The sequence below is a fragment of the Paracoccus spongiarum genome, assembly GCF_030732095.1.
In the GTDB taxonomy this organism is placed as follows: Bacteria; Pseudomonadota; Alphaproteobacteria; order Rhodobacterales; family Rhodobacteraceae; genus Paracoccus; species Paracoccus spongiarum.
Map to the genome: position 1 here is coordinate 201,509 of NZ_JAVAMQ010000005.1, position 18,282 is coordinate 219,790.

Below are 18,282 nucleotides of genomic sequence, written 5' to 3' on the forward strand. Positions count from 1 at the left end.
AAAACGCTCAGAATGCACAGGGAGGCGGGATGGGCTCGGGCTCGGCGATGATGGCGGCGGCGCTGATGCGCACCCGCGACGCGATCGTCGGCGCCGAAACGATCGTGCCGGATGCCGGGGTCGCCTCGTCGCTGGACGCGGCGCACCGCCTGAAGCGGCTTGACGGCGATCACCGGGCGGCGGTCATGGCGGGCGAATTGCTGGAGGATCTGACCTTCACCGCCGAGGAGTTCACCCCGGCCGAGGCCACCGCCCGCACCATGACGGTATTGCGCCGCACCGCCGCAGGCGGACCGCTGAGCGCCAGCTATGTGCCGCTGGCCGCGATCACCCGTCCGGGGCTTGGGGACTTCAGCGCCGCCACCCCGCTGGTGGCCGCCTATGCCGAACTGCGCGCCGACCGCGCCGCCGAGATCCAGGTCCAGACGCAGCATCTGGTGCCCTTCTTCGCCAGCATCCTGCCGATCGAGGCCAGCCGCGCCCCCGCGATCCTCGAGGCGATGTCGCTGGCGCTGGACATGGCGACCTTCGTGGTCATGCGCATCAAGCTGGGCCTTGGCTGCCCGCGTCCGGGCCAGTTCAGCGATCGCATCCAGCCGATGATCGCCTGTCCCAGCCACGCGACCCTGCCCAGCGGACATTCGACCCAGGCCTTCACGCTGGCCACCCTGCTGACGCTGATGAACGATCCCTCGACAGGCGTCGCGGCCGACAGCCAGCTGTACCGCCTGGCCTGCCGCATCGCCATCAACCGCACCGTGGCGGGCGTGCATTTCCCCGCCGACAGCGCCGCGGGGGCGGTGCTGGGCATCCAGTTGGGCCGCTATCTGATCGCGCGGGCCAGCCTTTCGGCCCCGGCCCAGGTCGGGTCGGGCAGCTTTGACGGCGCGGCCTTCACCGATGGCACCACGCCGCGCGATTTCCACTATGCCATCCTGAACGGGATGGTCGCGGGCACCGACAGCTCGACCAGCTTCGCCGCGGCCACCGATGATGTCCGCCCCGCGCCCCTGTGGGGATCGCTGATCGCGCGGGCGGCCGAGGAATGGGGGCAGCGGTGGAGCTGAAATACGAATGGACGGACCCGAACCAGGACCCCCGACCGGCACGCTGGACGCCTCCGAAGGCGGCCTACGCGACCTATCGCCCCGGCCTTTCGCCCTATCTGCATTACTGGCAGGCGCTACGGGCACGGCGTGGCGAGATCGAGCCGCCCCCGGAACTGGGCGAGACGGCGGGGAACGACTTGCCCGCGCAGATGCAGGCGGCCCTGGAGGAGTTGATTTCGCGGAGCTTCAAGTCGTGATCGCCCGCGCCATCATGAGCGCCTTCGAAGAGTTCCTGAACGATCCCGCGGGCGTCCTGCCCGACGACGCGCTGAATCCCGATCCGCAGGAACTCGACGATGACGACCTGACCGATCCGGCGCTGGCCTATCTGCACGACGACGCGCTGCCCGATCCCGACACGGGCTGCATCGTCGCGGTGATCGACGACGCGATCCCCTTCGCCCATGAATTGCTGCGCCTGTCGGGCGGCCACAGCCGCGTCGCCTCGATCTGGGTGCAGGACGCGGCCTTCCGCCCCGGCGGCGCGGGCGCTGACCTGCCCTCGGGGATCGAATTGCGCGGTGTCGAGATAGGCACATGGCTGGCGCAGGCGCAGGCTGGCACAATTCCCGGCGAGGATGCGATCTACCGGCTGAGCGGCGTTCTGGACATGAACCGCGACACCACGCCCTCGGCCGCCTACGCGCATGGGCATGGCGCCGCGGTCGCGATGCTGGCGGCGGGGTTCCGGCCCGACGATCCGCAGGCGCGCAACCATCCGGTGATCGCGGTGAACCTGCCGCCCCGGATCACCGAGGATTCGATGGGCACGCTGTCCCCGATCGTGCTGCTGGCCTCGATCCTGTTCATCATCAGCCGCGCGCGGCGGCTGTGCCGGCTGATCGAGACGCGCAAGGGGCTGCCGGCCGGTTCGGTGCGGCTGCCGGTGGTGGTCAATATCAGCTTCGGGCTGACGGCGGGCGCGCGCGACGGATCCAGCCTGTTCGAACAGTTCATGGACGCGGTCAGCGCGGGTGGCATCGCCGGCCTGGGCAAGGTGCATTTCGTCCTGCCGACCGGCAATCACCGGCTGGCCCGGCTGCATGCGCGGATGACGCCCGGCGAGGATCTGGGCTGGCGGCTGCCGCCGGACGACCGCACCGTGACCGGGCTTGAAATCTGGGGTCCGGCGCGGCAGGGCCTGCCCGCCGCCAAGATGCAGGTCAGCCTGGCCGCCCCCGGACATGCGACGGTCACGACCGCCTTCACCGCCATCTGGCAGGTCAGCCTGCTTGCCGATGCCGATGGCAACGAACTCGCCCGCGCCTATTACACCCCGCGCAACCTCGGCAACGGCCGATGGCGCGAGGGCGTGACGGTCATCATCATGCCGACCTGCCCGGAACGCCTGGGCGAGCCCTACGCGCCGTCGGGCGAATGGCGCATCGGCGTCGCCGCCGGGTCGCCCGCGGGCGATTACGACCTGACGGTGCAGCGCGACGAGGTGATCCGCGGCTTTCACCGCGAGGCGCGGCAAAGCTGGCTGCATGACGGGGTCTATCAGGTCTATGACGAGGCCGGGCGGCTGGTGCTGAACGATCCGCAGCCCAATCCCGGCGGCAAGGTGCTCCGCAGGGGCACCTTCAACGGCTATGCGGGCGGACGGCACAGCCTGCGCGCGGGCGCTGTGGACCAGCTGTCGCGCAAGCCGTTGCCCTATTGCTCGATGCTGAAGGACGGACAGGGGGGCGACTGCATGACGCCGGTGGACCGCGCCATCACCCAGCCCGGAATGACGGCCAGCGGACGCGGCAGCGGCAGCTTCGGGCTGATGTCCGGGACCTCCATGGCCGCGCCGCAACTGGCGCGCTGGGTCGCGGCCCAGATGGCGCAGGGGGCGGCGCTGGATGATCGCGCGGCAGTGCGCGCCCATGCCGCCGCGCAGGTGCCGACCCAGCCCGGCGAACCGCCCATCATTCCCGATTCGGCAGGTTTCCCGCCCTTCTGAGGACATAAAATTGCGATTTCGGCCCGAAAGCGTGTGATTTCACGTCTTCGGTCCGATTCGATTCACGCCGCTTTCACGGCTTGGGTGCAGAACTGATCCAACGACCACGGGTGAACGAGGCGACCGCCGCAAACCACACCCGCGGACAGGAAAGGGGAAGCCGATGTCCGTTCATCCAATGTCGAAATTCAACGATGTGATTGCCGCGCTTCAGCTTCTGGGCGCAGTGCCGGGGGGTGCAGAGAATGATCCGGCCTGCCATGCACTGGAAGCCCTGAAGGCGGCATCGCTGGGGCGGCCGGGGCCGGGCTCTCCTCTACCCGGTCCCGACCGCCCGACCTGGGCCGCATTTCGCCGCCTCGAGCGTGAGAACCAGATGCTGGTCGATCACGCCGAGATGCTGGCCTGCGCGCTGGGGGCCTGCCCGAACTGCTGGGGCACGATCGAGGATTGCGAGGATTGCGGCGGCGTCGGCCGGCCCGGTGCCTTCGCCCCGGATCGCGCCTGCTTCGACCGCTTTGTCCTGCCGGTCATCGCCCGCGTGATGGGGCATGATGACGACCGGTCCGAGGATGACGAGACCCCGATCCCGCCCCAGCGGCGCGGACGGGACCACCCGCTGAGCACATCATTGTAACGAGTTTCTCCCTGCTCAGTCCCGCTTGCGGGTGGCTTGGCGGGCGGCTGGAAAGCCGTCCGCCAAACTTTGTTCGGCCCGGCAGCCTAGAAGATCGGATCAAGCGCAAAGGCGTCCTCGATCGAGGGGCGGCGCGTCGCGATGGTGCGGCCCGGCCCCGACAGCGTCGCGATCTGCCGGGCCAGCTGCGCGATGGCCTGCGACAGCGCGGCGGCGATGGCCGGGGGCTGATCGCCCGCCAGCGGCACCGCGATGTCGAAGCTGCGGGCATGGTTGGTGCCGCCGCTGGACTCGTCGGACACGAAATATCGCCCGCTGAGCCGGTAGGTGCCGTCGGCCTGCGCCAGCGCCTTCTCGACCCGCACCTCCAGAGTCCGGCGCGGCGGCTCGGCCAGCGGCCAGGGTTCGGCGATGACCGTCGCCCCCGACAGGTCCGAGATGGCGCGGGCCAGCGACTGCGTGAAGGCGCGCTGCGGCGAATCGGCCCAGAGATTGTCGGGGGTCGAGCGCACCGCGCCGTCCGGGGTCTGCCACATCACCTCCTGGTCCGAGGCATAGGAGGGCAGCGACACGTCCTTCAGCTCGGCCGTGCCAAGCCGGTCGGTGACCTGCGCGCCGGTGATGGGTGGGTCGATCAGGAAGCGCCCGGTCTTTTCCGGGTTCGAGCAGCCGGCGATCGCCAGCACGGCCAGAATGCAGCAGGTGAGAAATGGCTTGGTCATCGTGATCAGCGTCCCAGGATGAAGGCGCGTGGATTGCGTTCGATCATGCGCGCCAGAGAGCCGAAGGACTCGGTGGCTCGGCGCAGTTCGCGCAGCATGTTGACAGCCTCGCTGTTGAAGGCGGAACGCTCGCCATAAGCGGCAAGGACCGCGTCGGCCCGTGCGGCGGTCGCCTGCAGCCGCTGCACCAGCTGCGGCAGTTCCCGGACCGACCGCGCGACCTCGTCGGCGGCAAGGCTGGCCGACTCCAGCGCCTTGTTCAGGCTGCCGGCGGCATTGCCGTCGCGCAGGTCGTTCAGCAGGCCCGACGCGGCCTCGAGGGTGGCGGACAGGTTGCGCGGCAGCTGTTCGGCATCCTCGCTGCCCAGCATGGCCCGCAGGTCGGCCAGGATGCCCTCGGCCTGCGCGCTGATCTCGGCAAAGCCGAACTCTTCGACCTTCGCGGCCGCGGCGTCGATCTGGTCGACCAGCTCCGGCACGTCGACGGCCGCCGCCTGCACCGAGGCAAACGCCGCCGTCGCCTCTTCGACCATCTTGCCCAGATTGGCCGCGGCGCCGGATTCCGTCAGGTCGGTCGCGAGCCGGTCCACCTGGCCGGCCGCGGCATCCAGCGTCTCGACCAGCGTGCCGATCTTGCCGGGCAGGGCCTCGGCCTCGGGTGTGCCGATCACGTCCCGGACATCCTGCAGGGTCGCATCAAGCTGTGCGCCGATCGAGGCGAAATCCACGTCCTGCGCGGAGACCGCCGCCTTTTCCAGCGCATCGAGGATCGCCGGCAGGCGCGCCGCGGCCTCGTTCAGGCGGTCCGCCAGCTCGCTGGCCGAGGCCAGCGCGGTGCCGGCATTGCCGGCCGCGCCGGTGTCGCGGAACTCCTCCACCATCGTGCGGATGTCGCCCAGCGCGGCCTGCGCCTCCTCGATGGTGCCGCGCAGGCCCTCGGGGATCGCGCGCGTGTCCTGCGAGGTCGCCAGCGCGGTCACGCTGTTCATCATCTCGGTGGCCGATTTCAGCACCTCCTCGATGGGAAGATTGCCGATCCGGCTGATGAAGCCCTGCGCGGTCTGGTCGAAATCGGTGATCTCGCCCTCGACCGAGGGGATGATCGGGAAGGGCTCGGCGGCGGTGTCGATCTGCGCCGGCGCGGCGTCCGGGATCTCGACCATCTCGATGATCAGCGAGGTGCCGAAGAACCCCGCGCTGGCCACGCGGGCGCGCAGCCCGGCCTCGACCGCGGCCTCGAGGAAGGCCAGCGCGTCCTCGGGGGTGGCGTCCTCGGCAAGGCCCAGCCGCGCCGGGGCAATGGCGATGGTGACATGCTGCAGCACTTTCGGCTCGCCGTCGCCGTTCTCGTCATCGACGCGCACCGCCAGTTCGGTGACGCGCCCGACATTCAGGCCCTGGAACTGCACGTCGGCGCCCTTTTCGAGACCGCGCACCGAATTGTCGACCAGCACGCTAAGCCGCAGCTGACCGGCCTGGGCACCGACAAACAGGTTGTTGCGGGCGGTGTCCTCGTCGGGCTGCACGGCATATACGGTATCGGGGCCGGCCGGCTGGCCGCCGCTGACCAGCGTGTCGAACGACACGCCGCCCTGCAGCAGCGAGGCGAGCGAATTCACGTTGAAGGAAATCCCCTGCGTGCCCAGCGACAGCGAAAAGCCCGAGGTGTCCCAGAACACGGTCGATGTGGTCAGGCGGTCGTCATGCGGCGCCTCGATGAAGCCGTCCGCGATCACCCCCTCATTGCCCTCGCCCAGCCGCAGGTTCTCGATCCGGCCGACCTGGATGCCGCGATAGAGGATCGGCGCGCCCTCGGTCAGCCCGCCGCCATCGTCCATCGACAGCCTGATCCAGCTGCCCTTCGCGTCCTCGCGGATCAGCGGTGGACGCTCGAGCCCGACGAAACGGGTGGCGCGTTCGGTCACCTCGGCGTCCCAGTAGCCCTCGATGAACGAACCGGTCAGCACCGTGTCCAGTCGGCTGACCCCCTGCGCGCTGACCTGCGGGCGCACGATCCAGAAAGCCGCCTGCTTGTCCAGATAGGGGGCCACGTCCTGATCGACGCGGATCTGCACGACGACGCTGGACAGGTCGGGCGTGAACTGCACGCCCTCGACCTGGCCGACCGTGATCTCGCGAAAGCGCAGGGTGGTCTCTCCGGGGGTGATGCCGGTGGCGTCGGCAAATTCCACCTCGATCATCGCGCCGCGATCGGAATAGGCGTTCCACGCGATCGCCAGCGTCACCAACAGCGCCAGGATCGGCACCAGCCAGATGACATTCACGCCGGCCTGGGCGGCGCGCACGGCAGTCTTGCGGACGGGGCTTGCCGGCTTCGGCGGCGGCGTGTCGGTCATTCCGGTTCGTGATCCCTGCCCGTCAATTCCCTGCCTGGCTTTGCAGCGGCAAGCCGCGCCAGATCAATCTTGGATCGAAGCTTTGCGCGGAAAGCATCGTGAAGGCAACCGACAGTGCGAATGACGCCGCCGCCGGACCCGGATGGATCGAAGCCACGAAGCCCAGCTGCACCAGCGCCGAGAGGATGGCGACCACGAACACGTCGATCATCGACCAGCGGCCGACGAACTCGACCACCTCGAAGACCTTCAGCCGGGCATGGGCCTGATCGACGCTGGCCGGCCGCCCCGCCACCATGGCCAGCCAGGCGATGCTGCCGAACTTCGCGATCGGCACGATGATCGAGGCGACGAAGACGATGATCGCGATGTCATAGCTTCCATGGTCGATCAGCTCCAGCACGCCTTCGAGGATGGTCGCCTCGCTGTTGCCCTGCAACCCCGCGAAGGTCTGGGTGCGCATCATCGGAAAGAGGTTGGCGGGGATATACATGACCAGCCCCGCGATCCACCAGGCCCAGACGGCCTGAAGCCCGCGCCGGTCGGGCGGCACCAGCGCCGCCCCGCAGCGGGCGCAGGCGGCCTCGGAGTCCGGCCAGACCCGGCCGCAGCTGCGGCATCCGATCAGCCCGGCGCGATGCGCGGTCAGCACGGGACCCTGCGGTTCGACCTGGCTCATGGATGGGGTGCCTCGACCATCTCGCGGCCGTCTGTATGCAGGCCGGCATCCTCGATCGCGTCCCAGATCGTCGTCTGGCACATGAAGCCGCGCGAGGCGACGTTCACCACGATCAGCGCGCAGAAGGCCCAGAAGGCCGGGCCCAGATGCACGGTTGCGAGGCCCGCGACCTTGACCAGAGCGACCGAAGTGCCGATCACGAAGATCTCGGCCATCGACCAGGGGCGCAGTGCCTCGGACCAGCGGAAGGCGGTCGCGGCGTGGCGATGGGGCGGCAGGCCCTTGGCCAGCGGGGCGAGCGTGTAGACCAGCAGGAAGGCCCGCAGGACCGGCAGGCCGACGATCATCGCCAGCACCGCCACCACCAGCGGCAGCAGAATCCCGTCCGCAAAGGCCAGCGCGACCCCGAACAGCGAGGTGGCATTGCCGAACCCCATCCGCGAGATTTCAAGGAACGGGAAGAAGACGGCACCCAGCAACAGCACCATCGAGGTGAAGGCCAGCGCGATCAGCTGGCTGAAGGCGCCGCCACGCGGCCTGGCCAGAACCGTGCCGCAGCGGATGCAGCGCGCCGTCTCGCCAGGTTGCAGCTCTTCCTCGACATGCAGCGCATCGCAGCGGGGGCAGGCCATCAGCCCGGCGCCGGTCTGCAGGTCATGTGTCGGGCCGGGCATCATGCGATCAAGATAGGCGGGACGGGGCGGGGTGCAAGCGGCATGTCAATGCCGCGCGCCCTCGCGGGCCGCCGAGGTCAGCACGACGTTGCGCACATCGGCACCGGGCAGCAGGCCCGCCTCGTCGATGGCAAAGCCAAGCCGCAGCACGAAGCAGTCGCCCTCGATGCCGGCGCTGGCCTCGCCCTCGAGCTGGGTCGAGAAGGCCTCGATCAGCTGGCTGCCCAGCCCGGTGCCTTCGGTTTCGCCCTGCATCTCGTTCGCGCCCAGCGAATTCGCGATCTCCAGAAGGCCCCGGCCCGGCTCGGGGGCGGTCAGCGTGACGCGCACCCACGGGCCGTCGCCGCCCGGGGGCGTTCCGGCATATTTCAACGCGTTGGTAAAGGCTTCGGTCGCCAGAAGCGACAGCGGCACCGCCTGATCGGGCAGCAGCGTCATCGGCTGAAGCCGCGTTTCGACGCCGAGGTTCCGGCCCGGCCCGACTGAAGCGTTCACCATCTGGTTGATGATGTCGCCGATCAGGCGGTCGGCCTCGACGGCATCCAGATGTTCGGCCTGGTAGAGATTGCGATAGATGGTGGCCAGCGCTGCGACCCGGTCCTGCACCGAGCGCAGCACCCGCTTGGCGTCGGTATCGCCGATCATCCGGCTTTGCATGTTGATGATCGAGGCGATCAGCTGAAGGTTGTTCTTCACGCGATGGTGAACCTCTTTCAGCAGCACGGTCTTTTCGTTGACCGCCTCTTCCATCGTCTCCTCGTCGCGGATCAGGATGCGCGCCATGTTGTGGAATGTCTGGCTTACATCGAGGATCTCGGTCGGGGCGTCGGTCAGCACGGGCGGCGGCTCGTCGCGGTTGCCGATGGCAAAGCGGCGCATCTGGCCGCGCAGCACGGTGATGTGGCGTAGTACCAGCCGGAACACCGCGAAATAGGCCACCGCCAGCGACACCAGCCACAGCGCGATGGGAAACAGCACCGCGCCCAGCTGCGACAGCTGGAACAGCCCGACGCCCGCGATGCTGGAGCTCCAGCTGCCAAGCGCGTAGACGAGGCCGGGCACAACCGGAACGACCGTGAAGACCCGCATCTCGCCGGTGTTTGCGCGGGCGCGGAACGTCGTCTCGTTGCGCGACAGAAGCCCCAGCAGCGGGATGTCGGCGGGCAGGATGTCGCTGGCCTGCCCCTCGGTCGCGCTGTCCGATGTCAGGATCTCGCCACGATTGTTGAAGGTCACGATCCGCGCGCCCTCGGTGCCGAAATTGACCGAATGGGTCGATCGCAGCAGGTCATGGGTCAGCGAGATGCCGACATAGCCCAGCAGGTCGCGGTCGCGATACAGCGGCTGCATGACCAGCACCACCGACCGGCCGCTGACGACCCCGCGCTGGACCGAGGTGACCAGCGTTGCCGGATCGGCCATGAACTTCTGGAAGGCCGGCGACTGGCGCATGTCTGCCAGCTGCCCGCGATCCAGCGCCGAGGTGCAGTTGCTGCGCCCGCCGGTCGGCACGAAGCCCGCATAGACATAGATCGCGCTGCGGTCGATGAAGTTGCGCATCAGGTCGGAACAGCTGTCGGGCTGGTCCAGCACGTCCAGAACCGCAGGGCCCAGCGCATCGGCCGAGCCGAGCGCGCTTTGCAGCAGCGCCCGTTCCCCGGCGGCGGCCGATGCCGTGCGCCCCAGCAGGGCGATCTCGGCGCTGCGCTGCGCCTCGCGGGACAGGTGCAGGTTCTGGACCAGCGAGATCAGGCCGATCGGCAGGATCGCCACCGACAGCAGGGCGCCAAGGCGAAAGCCCAGCCGGCGGGTAAAATCCAGCCTGTCACGGAACCGGCGCAGCACCCGACAGGCCCTAGCGCGATGTGCTGTAGCCGGACGCCATCACCGCGCGGGTCGCCTGATCGGTCATGTCCAGATCCTCGGCGCTGTCCAGTTGCAGCAGTTCGACCAGCTTGCGGCGTCCGCGGTTGGCGCGGGACTTCACGGTTCCCACGGCCACCCCGGTCATGTTCGCAGTCTCCTCGTAGGAAAAGCCCGACGCGCCGACGAGGATCAGCGCCTCGCGCTGCTCGTCGGGCAGGTGACGGAAGGCGGCGCGGAAATCGCGCATCGCCAGACGGCCGTCATGGTCAGGGCGGGTCGCCTGCCGGGCGGCGTGGATGCCATCGGTGTCGCTGACCTCGCGCTTGGTCTTGCGCCGCGCCGAATAGAAGGTGTTCCGCAGGATCGTGAACAGCCAGGCGCGCAGGTTGGTGCCGGCCTGGAACTTGTCCATGTTGGTCCACGCCTTCACGATGGTGTCCTGCACCAGATCATCCGCGGACGCGCCCTCGCGGGTCAGCGACAGCGCGAAGGCGCGCAGCGCCGGCAGATGATCCACAAGCTCGTCTCGCGGATCGTTCATCGCTGATTTGTTCATGGGCTTACCGTAGCGCCTTCACGCGAGAGTTCGAGGTCATTCCTGCTCGCGCAGCTTCTTCAGCAGGTCGAGAAAGCGGTCGGGAACCTGTTCGTCGGAATCCTGCTCGTAGACCCGCCGAAGGTTCTCGTCGATCTGTTTCTCGACGGCCGCGCGTCGGCTGTCATCTCGCTTCGAAGTCATTCTTTTATCAATCCCGGAAATCTTGTGCGCACGCGATGCAACCTTTACGTCCCGAGGAAAGTTCCCCTGCCGACGCGAAAATTCGAGGACGAGACGACATGCCTTCTGCCGATCTGGCGCAAACCATCGGGCGCGAGCTGCCCTATCTTCGCCGCTACGCCCGCGCACTGACCGGAAGCCAAAGTGCCGGCGACAATTATGCGGCCGCCACGCTGGAGGCGATCCTGTCCGACCGCTCCGTCCTCGATGACGCCGAGGACACGCGCATCGGCCTGTTCCGCACCTTCCACGCGATCTGGCAAAGCTCGGGCCAGCCGGTCGCCGAGGGCGAACAGACGGCGCGCGAGCGTCGCGCACAGGATCATCTCCGCGGCCTGACCCCGAATTCGCGCGAGGCGCTGCTGCTGCGCACCATCGAGGAGTTGCGGCACGACCAGATCGCCGCGGTCATGCAGATCGACCTCGCCGAGGCCGAGGAACTGGTGCAGATCGCGCTGAACGAGATGGGGCAGGCGCTGCGCGGCAAGGTCATGGTGATCGAGGACGAGATGATCATCGCGATGGACCTGAAGGGCATCGTCCAGGCGATGGGCCACGAGGTCACCGGCGTGGCGCGCACCCATTCGCAGGCCACCGAGCTTGCCGGCCGGGTGCGGCCCGACCTGATCCTTGCGGACATCCAGCTGGCCGACGGCTCGTCCGGGATCGACGCGGTGAACGAGATGCTGGGCGAGATGGGCGACATTCCGGTGATCTTCATCACCGCCTTCCCCGAACGCCTGCTGACCGGCGACCGCCCCGAGCCGGCCTTCCTGATCTCGAAGCCCTATAACGAGGAACAGGTCCGCTCGGCCGTGAGCCAGGCGATGTTCTTTGCCTCGACCGAAGGCATGGAGGCCTGAGGCCGGCGGCTATTTCGGCGTGATGCCGCGCCGTGCCTCATGCGCGGCGCGGATGCGGCGGCGCCGCGCCAGCTCGACATTGATGAGCGCGCCCAGCATCACCGAGAAGCCGGCCAGATAGAACCACATCAGCAGCGCCACGACCGTCCCGATCGAGCCATAGATGCGGTTGTAGCTGTTGAAGCTGCCCAGATAGGCCGAAAATGCAAGCGAGGCCGCCGCCCAGAGGATCGCGGCGAAGAAAGACCCCCAGGTGAAGACGGGAGTGCGCGGAGATTTCACGTTCGGGCCATAGCGGTAGAGGATGCCGATGCCCAGGATCACCAGGGTGAACATCGCCGCCCAGGGCAGCCCGGCGACCAGCCAGGTCCGCACCTGCCCGAACACCATGAAGTTCAGCACCACCGGCACGATCACGATGGTCGCGAGCCCCGCCAGCGAGATGCCGACAATGGCGAGCGTCAGGCCGTAGGCCAGGATGAAGCCGAAGATCGTCGAATGGGCGCGCACGCCATAGGCGGCGTTCAGCCCGCGCACCAGCGCATCGACCCCCGCCCTCGCGGCGATGGTGGCGATCATGAAGGACAGGAACGAGGCCCATCCGACCGAGGTGCGCCCGCTGGAGGTCAGCGACCTGACCTGCGCGTCGATGATGTCGGCGGCCCCGGTGGGCAGGAATTCATGGGCCACATCGACATAGGTGAGGATCACGGTCGGATCGAACCACAGGCTCCACAGCGCGATGATGGCGGCGAGACCGGGAAAGACCGCGAACATCGCGTAAAAGGCCACGCCCGCCGCGATCAGACCCATGTGGATCCGGTCGATCCGCTCGAAGATGGCGGCCCAGAAGCGCCAGATCTCGCCCAGCAGCGCCATCATGCGACGCGGGCCGTCATGGGTCGAACCTCGACCAGATCGCGCCGTCGCCCAGACGCGCCACGAAGGCGGCATGGGCCTGCGCCTCGGCCTCGGTCAGGCGCGGCGGCAACGGGTTGGGCCGCGCGCCACGCCGCGATGCAGCCGCGTTCGAACCGTCTGGCCCGGCCTGCGCCGCGCCGGGGCTGTCCAGCACCAGATCGGGCTGCCGGCCGCCGACCAGTTCAAGATAGACCTCGGCCAGCAGTTCGGAATCCAGCAGCGCGCCGTGCAGATCGCGGCCGGAATTGTCGACCCCGAAGCGCCGGCAGAGCGAATCCAGCGACGCCGGCGAGCCCGGAAACTTCTCGCGCGCCAGGGCCAGCGTATCCAGCGCGCGCGCATGGGGCAGCACGGGAAAGCCTGCGCGCCGCAGTTCGGCGTTCAGGAACTTCATGTCGAAGCTGGCATTGTGGATCACCAGCCGCGCATCATCGGCGATGAAGTCGATGAAATCCTGCGCGATCTGCGCGAATTTCGGCTTGTCGCGCAGGAAGTCATCGCCCAGCCCATGCACCTCGAAGGCCTCCTGCGGCATCGGGCGTTCGGGATTGATATAGACGTGAAAGCTTCGACCTGTCGGCATGTGGTTGAAGAGTTCCAGCGCCCCGATCTCGACGATGCGATCCGCGCCGTCGGCATCGAAGCCGGTGGTTTCCGTATCCAGAACGATTTCACGCATGGGTTATCTCGTCGATGATGGCGGTGATCGCGGCGCGGGCGCCCTCCGGCGTGTCCGAAGGGATCAGCCAGTCGGCGCGGGCGCGTTTTTCGGCGTCCGGCATCTGCCGCGCCAGGATCAGCCCCAGGGTCTCGTCGGTCATGCCGGGCCGCGCCAGCACACGGCGGCGCTGTGTCCCGGCATCGGTCGAGACGACGGCCACGCCGTCCACCACTTCGCGGGCGCCGGTCTCGAACAGCAGCGGGATGTCCAGCACGACAAGATCGCTGGCGCGGTGCCGGTCAAGGAACCCGGCCCGGTCGGCAGCGACCAGCGGATGCACGATCGCCTCGAGCCGGTCCAGCATCACCGGTGCCGCGGCAAGCGCCTGTTTCAGCATCGCGCGGTCGATCGCGCCCTGCGCCAGCGCGGTCGGGAAGACTGCGGCGACCGGGCCGACCGCCGCCCCGCCTGCCGCATAAAGCCGGTGCACCGCCTCGTCGGCATCCCAGACCGGCACGCCCATCTCGCGGAACATGGAGGCGGCGGTCGACTTGCCCATGCCGATGCTGCCCGTCAGGCCGAGGCGATAGGTCATTCCAGAACGATCCGCCGCGTCTCGTCATCGACCTCGGGGCGCTGACCGAACCAGCGTTCGAATCCCGGCGCCGCCTGATGCAGCAACATGCCCAGCCCGTCGACAATCCGGCAGCCACGGGCCTGCGCCTCGGCCAGGAACGGGGTCATCAGCGGCGTGTAGACAAGGTCGGTCACCAGCGCGTCGGGCGACAGCGCGTCCATCGGCACACGCAGGGGCTGCTTGCCCTGCATCCCCAGCGAGGTGGCGTTGACCACGGTCGCGGCACTATCCAGCATGTTGCCGGCCTGCGCCCAGTCATAGACCACCAGCCTCGCGCCGAATTCGGCCTTGATCTGGTCGGATCGCAAGCGGGTCCGGTTGGTGATGCGCAGTTCCGGCACGCCGCTGTCAAGCAGCGAGGCGACGACCGCCCGCGCCGCGCCCCCGGCACCGATCACCGCCGCAGGCCCGGCCGCGGGCTGCCAGTCGGGCGCCGATTGCCGCAGGTTTGCGATGAAGCCGTAGCCGTCGGTGTTGTCGGCGTGAATCCGGCCATCGGGGCGGAAGATCAGGGTGTTGGCGGCGCCAATCAGCGCGGCGCGGTCAGACACGCTGTCGGCCAGCGCAATGACGGCCTCCTTGTGCGGGATGGTGACATTGGCGCCGACAAAACCGGCGCGCGGCAGGATGCGCAGAACCTCGGCCAGATGCTCGGGCATCACGGGCAGCGGGACGTAATGGCCCGGAAGTCCGTAGCGGCGCAGCCAATGCGCATGGAGGCGCGGCGAGCGGGAATGCGCGATCGGCATTCCGATCACGCCGGCAAGGGGCGCGTGAACGATCGGGGGCGGGGACGTGTCTTCGGTCATCGGCCTGGCGCGAATTCTGATGCGATGTGCCAGACTAGGCCGGGCGCGGCGAGGAAAAAAGCCGTAGTTCCGCCCGAGCGACGCTTTTTTGCCCCACCAGAAAGCGGCTGTGGACAAGTGCGGGGGCAAACCGGCCCGGACGCTGTGCCCATCTCGGGACCCGGGCGGAAGGGGCAGTAGTCGCCAGAAAACGAAGCATGAACGGACCCGGGTCGTCCACAGGTGGATGAAGGATCGCGCTTGCGCCGCCGCTCTGTGGACAACCTTTCCGCACGGACTAATTCCACAAGGTTATCCACAGTTCATCTGTCTGATATAAAATACTTTTCCTGTCATACAGCCGGGTTTTGCGAAGGTTGTCCACAGAGCGCCCGACTGTGGATCAGCGCGAGAGCAACTGCGTCATCCCGCCATCCACAGCCCCTACTGCAACAACATTCCCTTTTCTCTTCTTTATAATTAAGTGGTGCCGAAACGAGGCCGAAATGACCGACCTGCTTGCCAGCGCCTATCCCTTCGTGAAGTCGTTTCACGTGATGGCCGTCATCGCGTGGATGGCGGGCCTGTTCTACCTGCCGCGGCTTTTCGTCTATCACGCGGAACGCGGCATGGCCGAGGGCGAGCCGCGAGCCAGTCTGACGGTCATGCAAGACAAGCTGCTGCGCGTGATCATGCGCCCGGCGATGGTTGCCACATGGCTCAGCGGGCTGACGCTGGTGCTGACGCCGGGAATCGTGGACTGGGGCCTTGCCTGGCCCTGGACAAAGGCGGCCTGCGTGCTGGCAATGACCTGGTTTCACGGCTGGTGCGCGGCAGAGCGGCGCCGGCTGGCTGGCGGTGCATCCCGTGGCGGGCGGCGCTATCGGCTGATGAATGAGGTGCCGACGCTGCTGATGATCGGGATCGTTCTGTCGGTGATCGTCAAGTTCTGAACGGGCGTCTCTCCGGCCAAAGATTGACTCCGGCCGCATTGCGGCCTATCTGGCCCGTGACCCCGGCCGTCCGGCGCGGGATTTCCCGTTGAAGATTCTGACATGCCGCGCATCGCGCCGCGGCCAGTGGTGACGCCCGATGACCGAAGAACGCCTGAACCTGTCGCAGCTGAAGGCCAAGAGCCCGGCCGATCTGCTGTCGATGGCCGAAGAGTGGGAGATCGAGAACGCCTCGACGATGCGGAAGGGCGAGATGATGTTCTCGATCCTGAAGGAGCATGCCGAGGAAGGCTGGGACATTGGCGGCGAGGGCGTCCTGGAGGTCGTGCAAGACGGCTTCGGCTTCCTGCGCTCGACCGAGGCCAACTACTTGCCCGGTCCTGACGACATCTATGTCAGCCCCGACATGATCCGGCAGCACAGTCTGCGCACCGGGGACAGTGTCGAAGGCGTGATCCGGGCCCCCGGCGAGAACGAGCGTTACTTTGCCCTGACCCGGGTCGAGCGCATCAATTTCGAGGATCCCGAAAAGGCGCGCCACAAGGTGGCTTTCGACAACCTGACGCCGCTTTATCCCGATGAGCGACTGAAGATGGAGATCGAGGACCCGACCATAAAGGATCGCAGCGCCCGGATCATCGACCTGGTGGCGCCAATCGGCAAGGGACAACGATCGCTGATCGTGGCGCCGCCGCGCACCGGCAAGACGGTCCTGTTGCAGAACATCGCCCATTCGATCGAGCGCAATCACCCGGAATGCTATCTGATCGTGCTGCTGATCGACGAGCGCCCGGAAGAGGTCACCGACATGCAGCGCAGCGTGCGCGGCGAGGTGATCTCGTCGACCTTCGACGAACCGGCCAGCCGCCATGTCGCCGTCAGCGAGATGGTGATCGAGAAGGCCAAGCGGCTTGTCGAGCACAAGCGAGATGTTGTGATCCTGCTGGATTCGATTACCAGACTTGGTAGGGCATTCAATACCGTGGTGCCAAGCTCGGGCAAGGTTCTGACCGGTGGTGTGGACGCGAACGCCCTGCAGCGACCAAAGCGGTTCTTCGGCGCGGCGCGAAACATCGAGGAGGGGGGGTCGCTGACGATCATCGCCACGGCGCTGATTGATACCGGATCGCGGATGGATGAGGTGATCTTCGAGGAGTTCAAGGGCACCGGCAACAGCGAGATCGTCCTGGATCGCAAGGTCGCCGACAAGCGCGTATTCCCCGCGATGGACATTCTGAAGTCCGGCACGCGGAAAGAGGAACTGCTGGTCGAGTCGCGTGATCTTCAGAAGACCTATCTGCTGCGGCGCATCCTGAACCCGATGGGCACGACAGATGCCATCGAGTTCCTGATCTCGAAGCTGAAGCAGACCAAGAGCAATTCGGAATTCTTCGACTCGATGAACGCCTGACGGGGCAGGCATGGATCTGATCTTTGCAGAGGCCACCCCGCCCGGGCGGGGTGGCGTTTCAGTTGTCAGGCTCAGCGGCCCGGGCGCGCGGCGGGCGGCCGAACAGCTTGCCGGGCCGCTGGATTCTGCCCGGCACGGCTATTTCCGCAAGCTGGCGCGTCATGAGGAAGAGCTTGACCAGGCCCTGGTGATCTGGTTCGAGGCCGGCGCAAGCTTCACCGGCGAGGAGGTGGCCGAGCTGCATCTGCACGGTGCGCCGGTCGTCGTGCGGCATGTCATGCGGGCTCTGGCCATGCTTGGCGCGCGCCAGGCCGAGGCCGGCGAGTTCACGCGACGCGCCTATCTGAACGGTCGGCTTGATCTGGCCGCCGTCGAGGGGCTGGGCGATCTTCTTGCCGCAGAAACGGACGCGCAACGGCGGATGGCGCTGAGGGCCGCCGGTGGAGAGCTGGCGCGGAATGCCGAGCGCTGGCGCGGCATGCTGGTCAGGGCCGGCGCGCTGGTCGAGGCAAGCGTCGATTTCGCGGATGAAGACGTGCCGGAAGATGTCCCTGTCGAGGTCTTTCAGATCCTGGCGGATCTGTCCGACTTGCTGGAACGGGAGATCAGCGGTTTTCCGGCGGCGGAACGCCTGCGCACCGGTTTCGAGGTTGCCGTCATCGGTGAGCCCAATGCCGGAAAGTCGAGCCTCGTCAACCGGATCGCCCGCCGCGACGTGGCGATCGTGTCCGAGGTGGCCGGAACGACGAGGGACGTCATCGAACTGCGTCTGGACCTTGGCGGCCTGGCAGTCACCCTGCTTGATACGGCGGGCCTGCGCGACAGCGAGGATCAGGTGGAATCCATCGGAATTGCACGGGCTCGTGCGCGCGCCGAGGCGGCGGACCTGCGTGTTCATCTTTCGCCACTCGGTGTGGCCGATGCCCTGCTGTGGCGGCCCGGCGACGTCGTTGCGCGGAGCAAGGCGGATCTTGGCGACGGAAGCGGCGGACTTGCGGTGTCGGCAACCACCGGAGACGGGATCGCCGACCTGCTGGCGGCGATACGGCAGGAGTTGAATGGTCGCGTGGCGGGCGCCGGGATCGTCAGCCATGATCGGCAGGCAAGATCGCTGTCGGATGCGCGCGATGCCATCGCCGCCGTTGCGGACCTTCCGGCCGAGTTTCTGGCCGAGGCGATCCGGCAGGCGGCGGCCTCGCTGGACAAACTCCTTGGCAGAATTGGCGCGGAGGACTATCTGGATGAAATCTTCGCGTCCTTCTGCGTTGGTAAGTGAGG

General features: G+C 67.5%; 19 protein-coding genes. 8 read left to right on the forward strand and 11 right to left on the reverse strand.

Going from position 1 to position 18,282, the window contains the following annotated elements; genetic code table 11:
* Nucleotides 1-29: 29 nt before the first annotated feature.
* The 4 genes from Q5Y72_RS07840 to Q5Y72_RS07855 all read left to right on the forward strand — a co-directional run bounded on the left by Q5Y72_RS07840 (nt 30) and on the right by Q5Y72_RS07855 (nt 3,694).
* Nucleotides 30-1,067 (forward strand): phosphatase PAP2 family protein, encoded by a 1,038-nt coding sequence (locus Q5Y72_RS07840; RefSeq protein ID WP_305962848.1) that lies wholly within the window; start codon nt 30-32, stop codon nt 1,065-1,067.
* Nucleotides 1,046-1,306 carry a hypothetical protein gene (locus Q5Y72_RS07845; protein ID WP_305962849.1) on the forward strand — a complete coding sequence of 87 codons (261 nt, stop codon included), beginning with the start codon at nt 1,046-1,048 and terminating at the stop codon, nt 1,304-1,306. The genes Q5Y72_RS07840 and Q5Y72_RS07845 overlap by 22 nt, the downstream gene beginning before the upstream one ends.
* A 14-nt stretch (nt 1,307-1,320) precedes the next feature.
* Nucleotides 1,321-3,057 carry a S8/S53 family peptidase gene (locus tag Q5Y72_RS07850; protein ID WP_305962850.1) on the forward strand — a complete coding sequence of 579 codons (1,737 nt, stop codon included), beginning with the start codon at nt 1,321-1,323 and terminating at the stop codon, nt 3,055-3,057.
* A 163-nt stretch (nt 3,058-3,220) separates the two neighbouring features.
* Nucleotides 3,221-3,694: a hypothetical protein gene (locus Q5Y72_RS07855; RefSeq protein ID WP_305962851.1), complete on the forward strand. Its 474-nt coding sequence runs from the start codon at nt 3,221-3,223 to the stop codon at nt 3,692-3,694.
* An 86-nt stretch (nt 3,695-3,780) separates the two neighbouring features.
* Here the strand turns inward: Q5Y72_RS07855 and Q5Y72_RS07860 are convergent, their stop codons facing one another.
* Genes Q5Y72_RS07860 through Q5Y72_RS07890 form a run of 7 tightly spaced genes read right to left on the reverse strand, consistent with a single transcriptional unit; the run spans nt 3,781 to nt 10,731 of the window.
* Nucleotides 3,781-4,416, reverse strand: coding sequence for a PqiC family protein (locus tag Q5Y72_RS07860; RefSeq protein WP_305962852.1), 636 nt, complete (start codon nt 4,414-4,416; stop codon nt 3,781-3,783).
* Nucleotides 4,417-4,421: 5 nt separating this feature from the next.
* Nucleotides 4,422-6,773, reverse strand: a complete 2,352-nt coding sequence (locus Q5Y72_RS07865; RefSeq protein ID WP_305962853.1) for a PqiB family protein — start codon at nt 6,771-6,773, stop codon at nt 4,422-4,424.
* Between the two features lie 22 nt (nt 6,774-6,795).
* Complete coding sequence (locus Q5Y72_RS07870; RefSeq protein WP_305962854.1) at nt 6,796-7,452, reverse strand: paraquat-inducible protein A; 657 nt, start codon at nt 7,450-7,452, stop codon at nt 6,796-6,798.
* Complete coding sequence (locus Q5Y72_RS07875) at nt 7,449-8,126, reverse strand: paraquat-inducible protein A (RefSeq protein ID WP_305962855.1); 678 nt, start codon at nt 8,124-8,126, stop codon at nt 7,449-7,451. Before Q5Y72_RS07875 ends, Q5Y72_RS07870 begins: the two co-directional genes overlap by 4 nt.
* A 45-nt stretch (nt 8,127-8,171) precedes the next feature.
* Nucleotides 8,172-9,971 (reverse strand): sensor histidine kinase, encoded by a 1,800-nt coding sequence (locus Q5Y72_RS07880; protein ID WP_305962856.1) that lies wholly within the window; start codon nt 9,969-9,971, stop codon nt 8,172-8,174.
* Between the two features lie 10 nt (nt 9,972-9,981).
* Nucleotides 9,982-10,533, reverse strand: a complete 552-nt coding sequence (locus tag Q5Y72_RS07885; RefSeq protein ID WP_305962857.1) for an RNA polymerase sigma factor — start codon at nt 10,531-10,533, stop codon at nt 9,982-9,984.
* A 51-nt stretch (nt 10,534-10,584) separates the two neighbouring features.
* Nucleotides 10,585-10,731 (reverse strand): NepR family anti-sigma factor, encoded by a 147-nt coding sequence (locus tag Q5Y72_RS07890; RefSeq protein ID WP_305962858.1) that lies wholly within the window; start codon nt 10,729-10,731, stop codon nt 10,585-10,587.
* A 98-nt stretch (nt 10,732-10,829) separates the two neighbouring features.
* Here Q5Y72_RS07890 and Q5Y72_RS07895 point away from each other — a divergent pair, with 98 nt between their 5' ends.
* Nucleotides 10,830-11,633 carry a response regulator gene (locus tag Q5Y72_RS07895; protein ID WP_305962859.1) on the forward strand — a complete coding sequence of 268 codons (804 nt, stop codon included), beginning with the start codon at nt 10,830-10,832 and terminating at the stop codon, nt 11,631-11,633.
* A gap of 9 nt (nt 11,634-11,642) precedes the next feature.
* On the opposite strand, the gene Q5Y72_RS07900 is transcribed toward Q5Y72_RS07895, so the two are convergent.
* The 4 genes from Q5Y72_RS07900 to Q5Y72_RS07915 are packed head-to-tail and all read right to left on the reverse strand — an operon-like array spanning nt 11,643 to nt 14,661.
* On the reverse strand, nt 11,643-12,515 hold the full coding sequence (locus tag Q5Y72_RS07900) for a YihY/virulence factor BrkB family protein (protein ID WP_305962860.1): 873 nt from the start codon (nt 12,513-12,515) through the stop codon (nt 11,643-11,645).
* A 13-nt stretch (nt 12,516-12,528) separates the two neighbouring features.
* The gene (dnaQ, locus tag Q5Y72_RS07905) at nt 12,529-13,233 is read right to left on the reverse strand and encodes a DNA polymerase III subunit epsilon (RefSeq protein ID WP_305962861.1); all 705 of its coding nucleotides are present in this window, start codon (nt 13,231-13,233) and stop codon (nt 12,529-12,531) included.
* Complete coding sequence (gene coaE, locus Q5Y72_RS07910; RefSeq protein WP_305962862.1) at nt 13,226-13,810, reverse strand: dephospho-CoA kinase; 585 nt, start codon at nt 13,808-13,810, stop codon at nt 13,226-13,228. Before coaE ends, dnaQ begins: the two co-directional genes overlap by 8 nt.
* Nucleotides 13,807-14,661, reverse strand: a complete 855-nt coding sequence (locus tag Q5Y72_RS07915; protein WP_305962863.1) for a shikimate dehydrogenase — start codon at nt 14,659-14,661, stop codon at nt 13,807-13,809. Before Q5Y72_RS07915 ends, coaE begins: the two co-directional genes overlap by 4 nt.
* 485 nt (nt 14,662-15,146) lie before the next feature.
* Between Q5Y72_RS07915 and Q5Y72_RS07920 the strand changes: the two genes are divergently transcribed.
* From Q5Y72_RS07920 to mnmE, 3 genes are all read left to right on the forward strand, one after another.
* Nucleotides 15,147-15,593, forward strand: a complete 447-nt coding sequence (locus tag Q5Y72_RS07920) for a CopD family protein (protein WP_305962864.1) — start codon at nt 15,147-15,149, stop codon at nt 15,591-15,593.
* Between the two features lie 139 nt (nt 15,594-15,732).
* Entirely contained in the window at nt 15,733-17,004 is a 1,272-nt protein-coding gene (rho, locus tag Q5Y72_RS07925) for a transcription termination factor Rho (protein ID WP_305962865.1), read from the forward strand.
* A gap of 10 nt (nt 17,005-17,014) precedes the next feature.
* Nucleotides 17,015-18,280, forward strand: a complete 1,266-nt coding sequence (gene mnmE / locus Q5Y72_RS07930; protein ID WP_305962866.1) for a tRNA uridine-5-carboxymethylaminomethyl(34) synthesis GTPase MnmE — start codon at nt 17,015-17,017, stop codon at nt 18,278-18,280.
* Nucleotides 18,281-18,282: the final 2 nt, after the last annotated feature.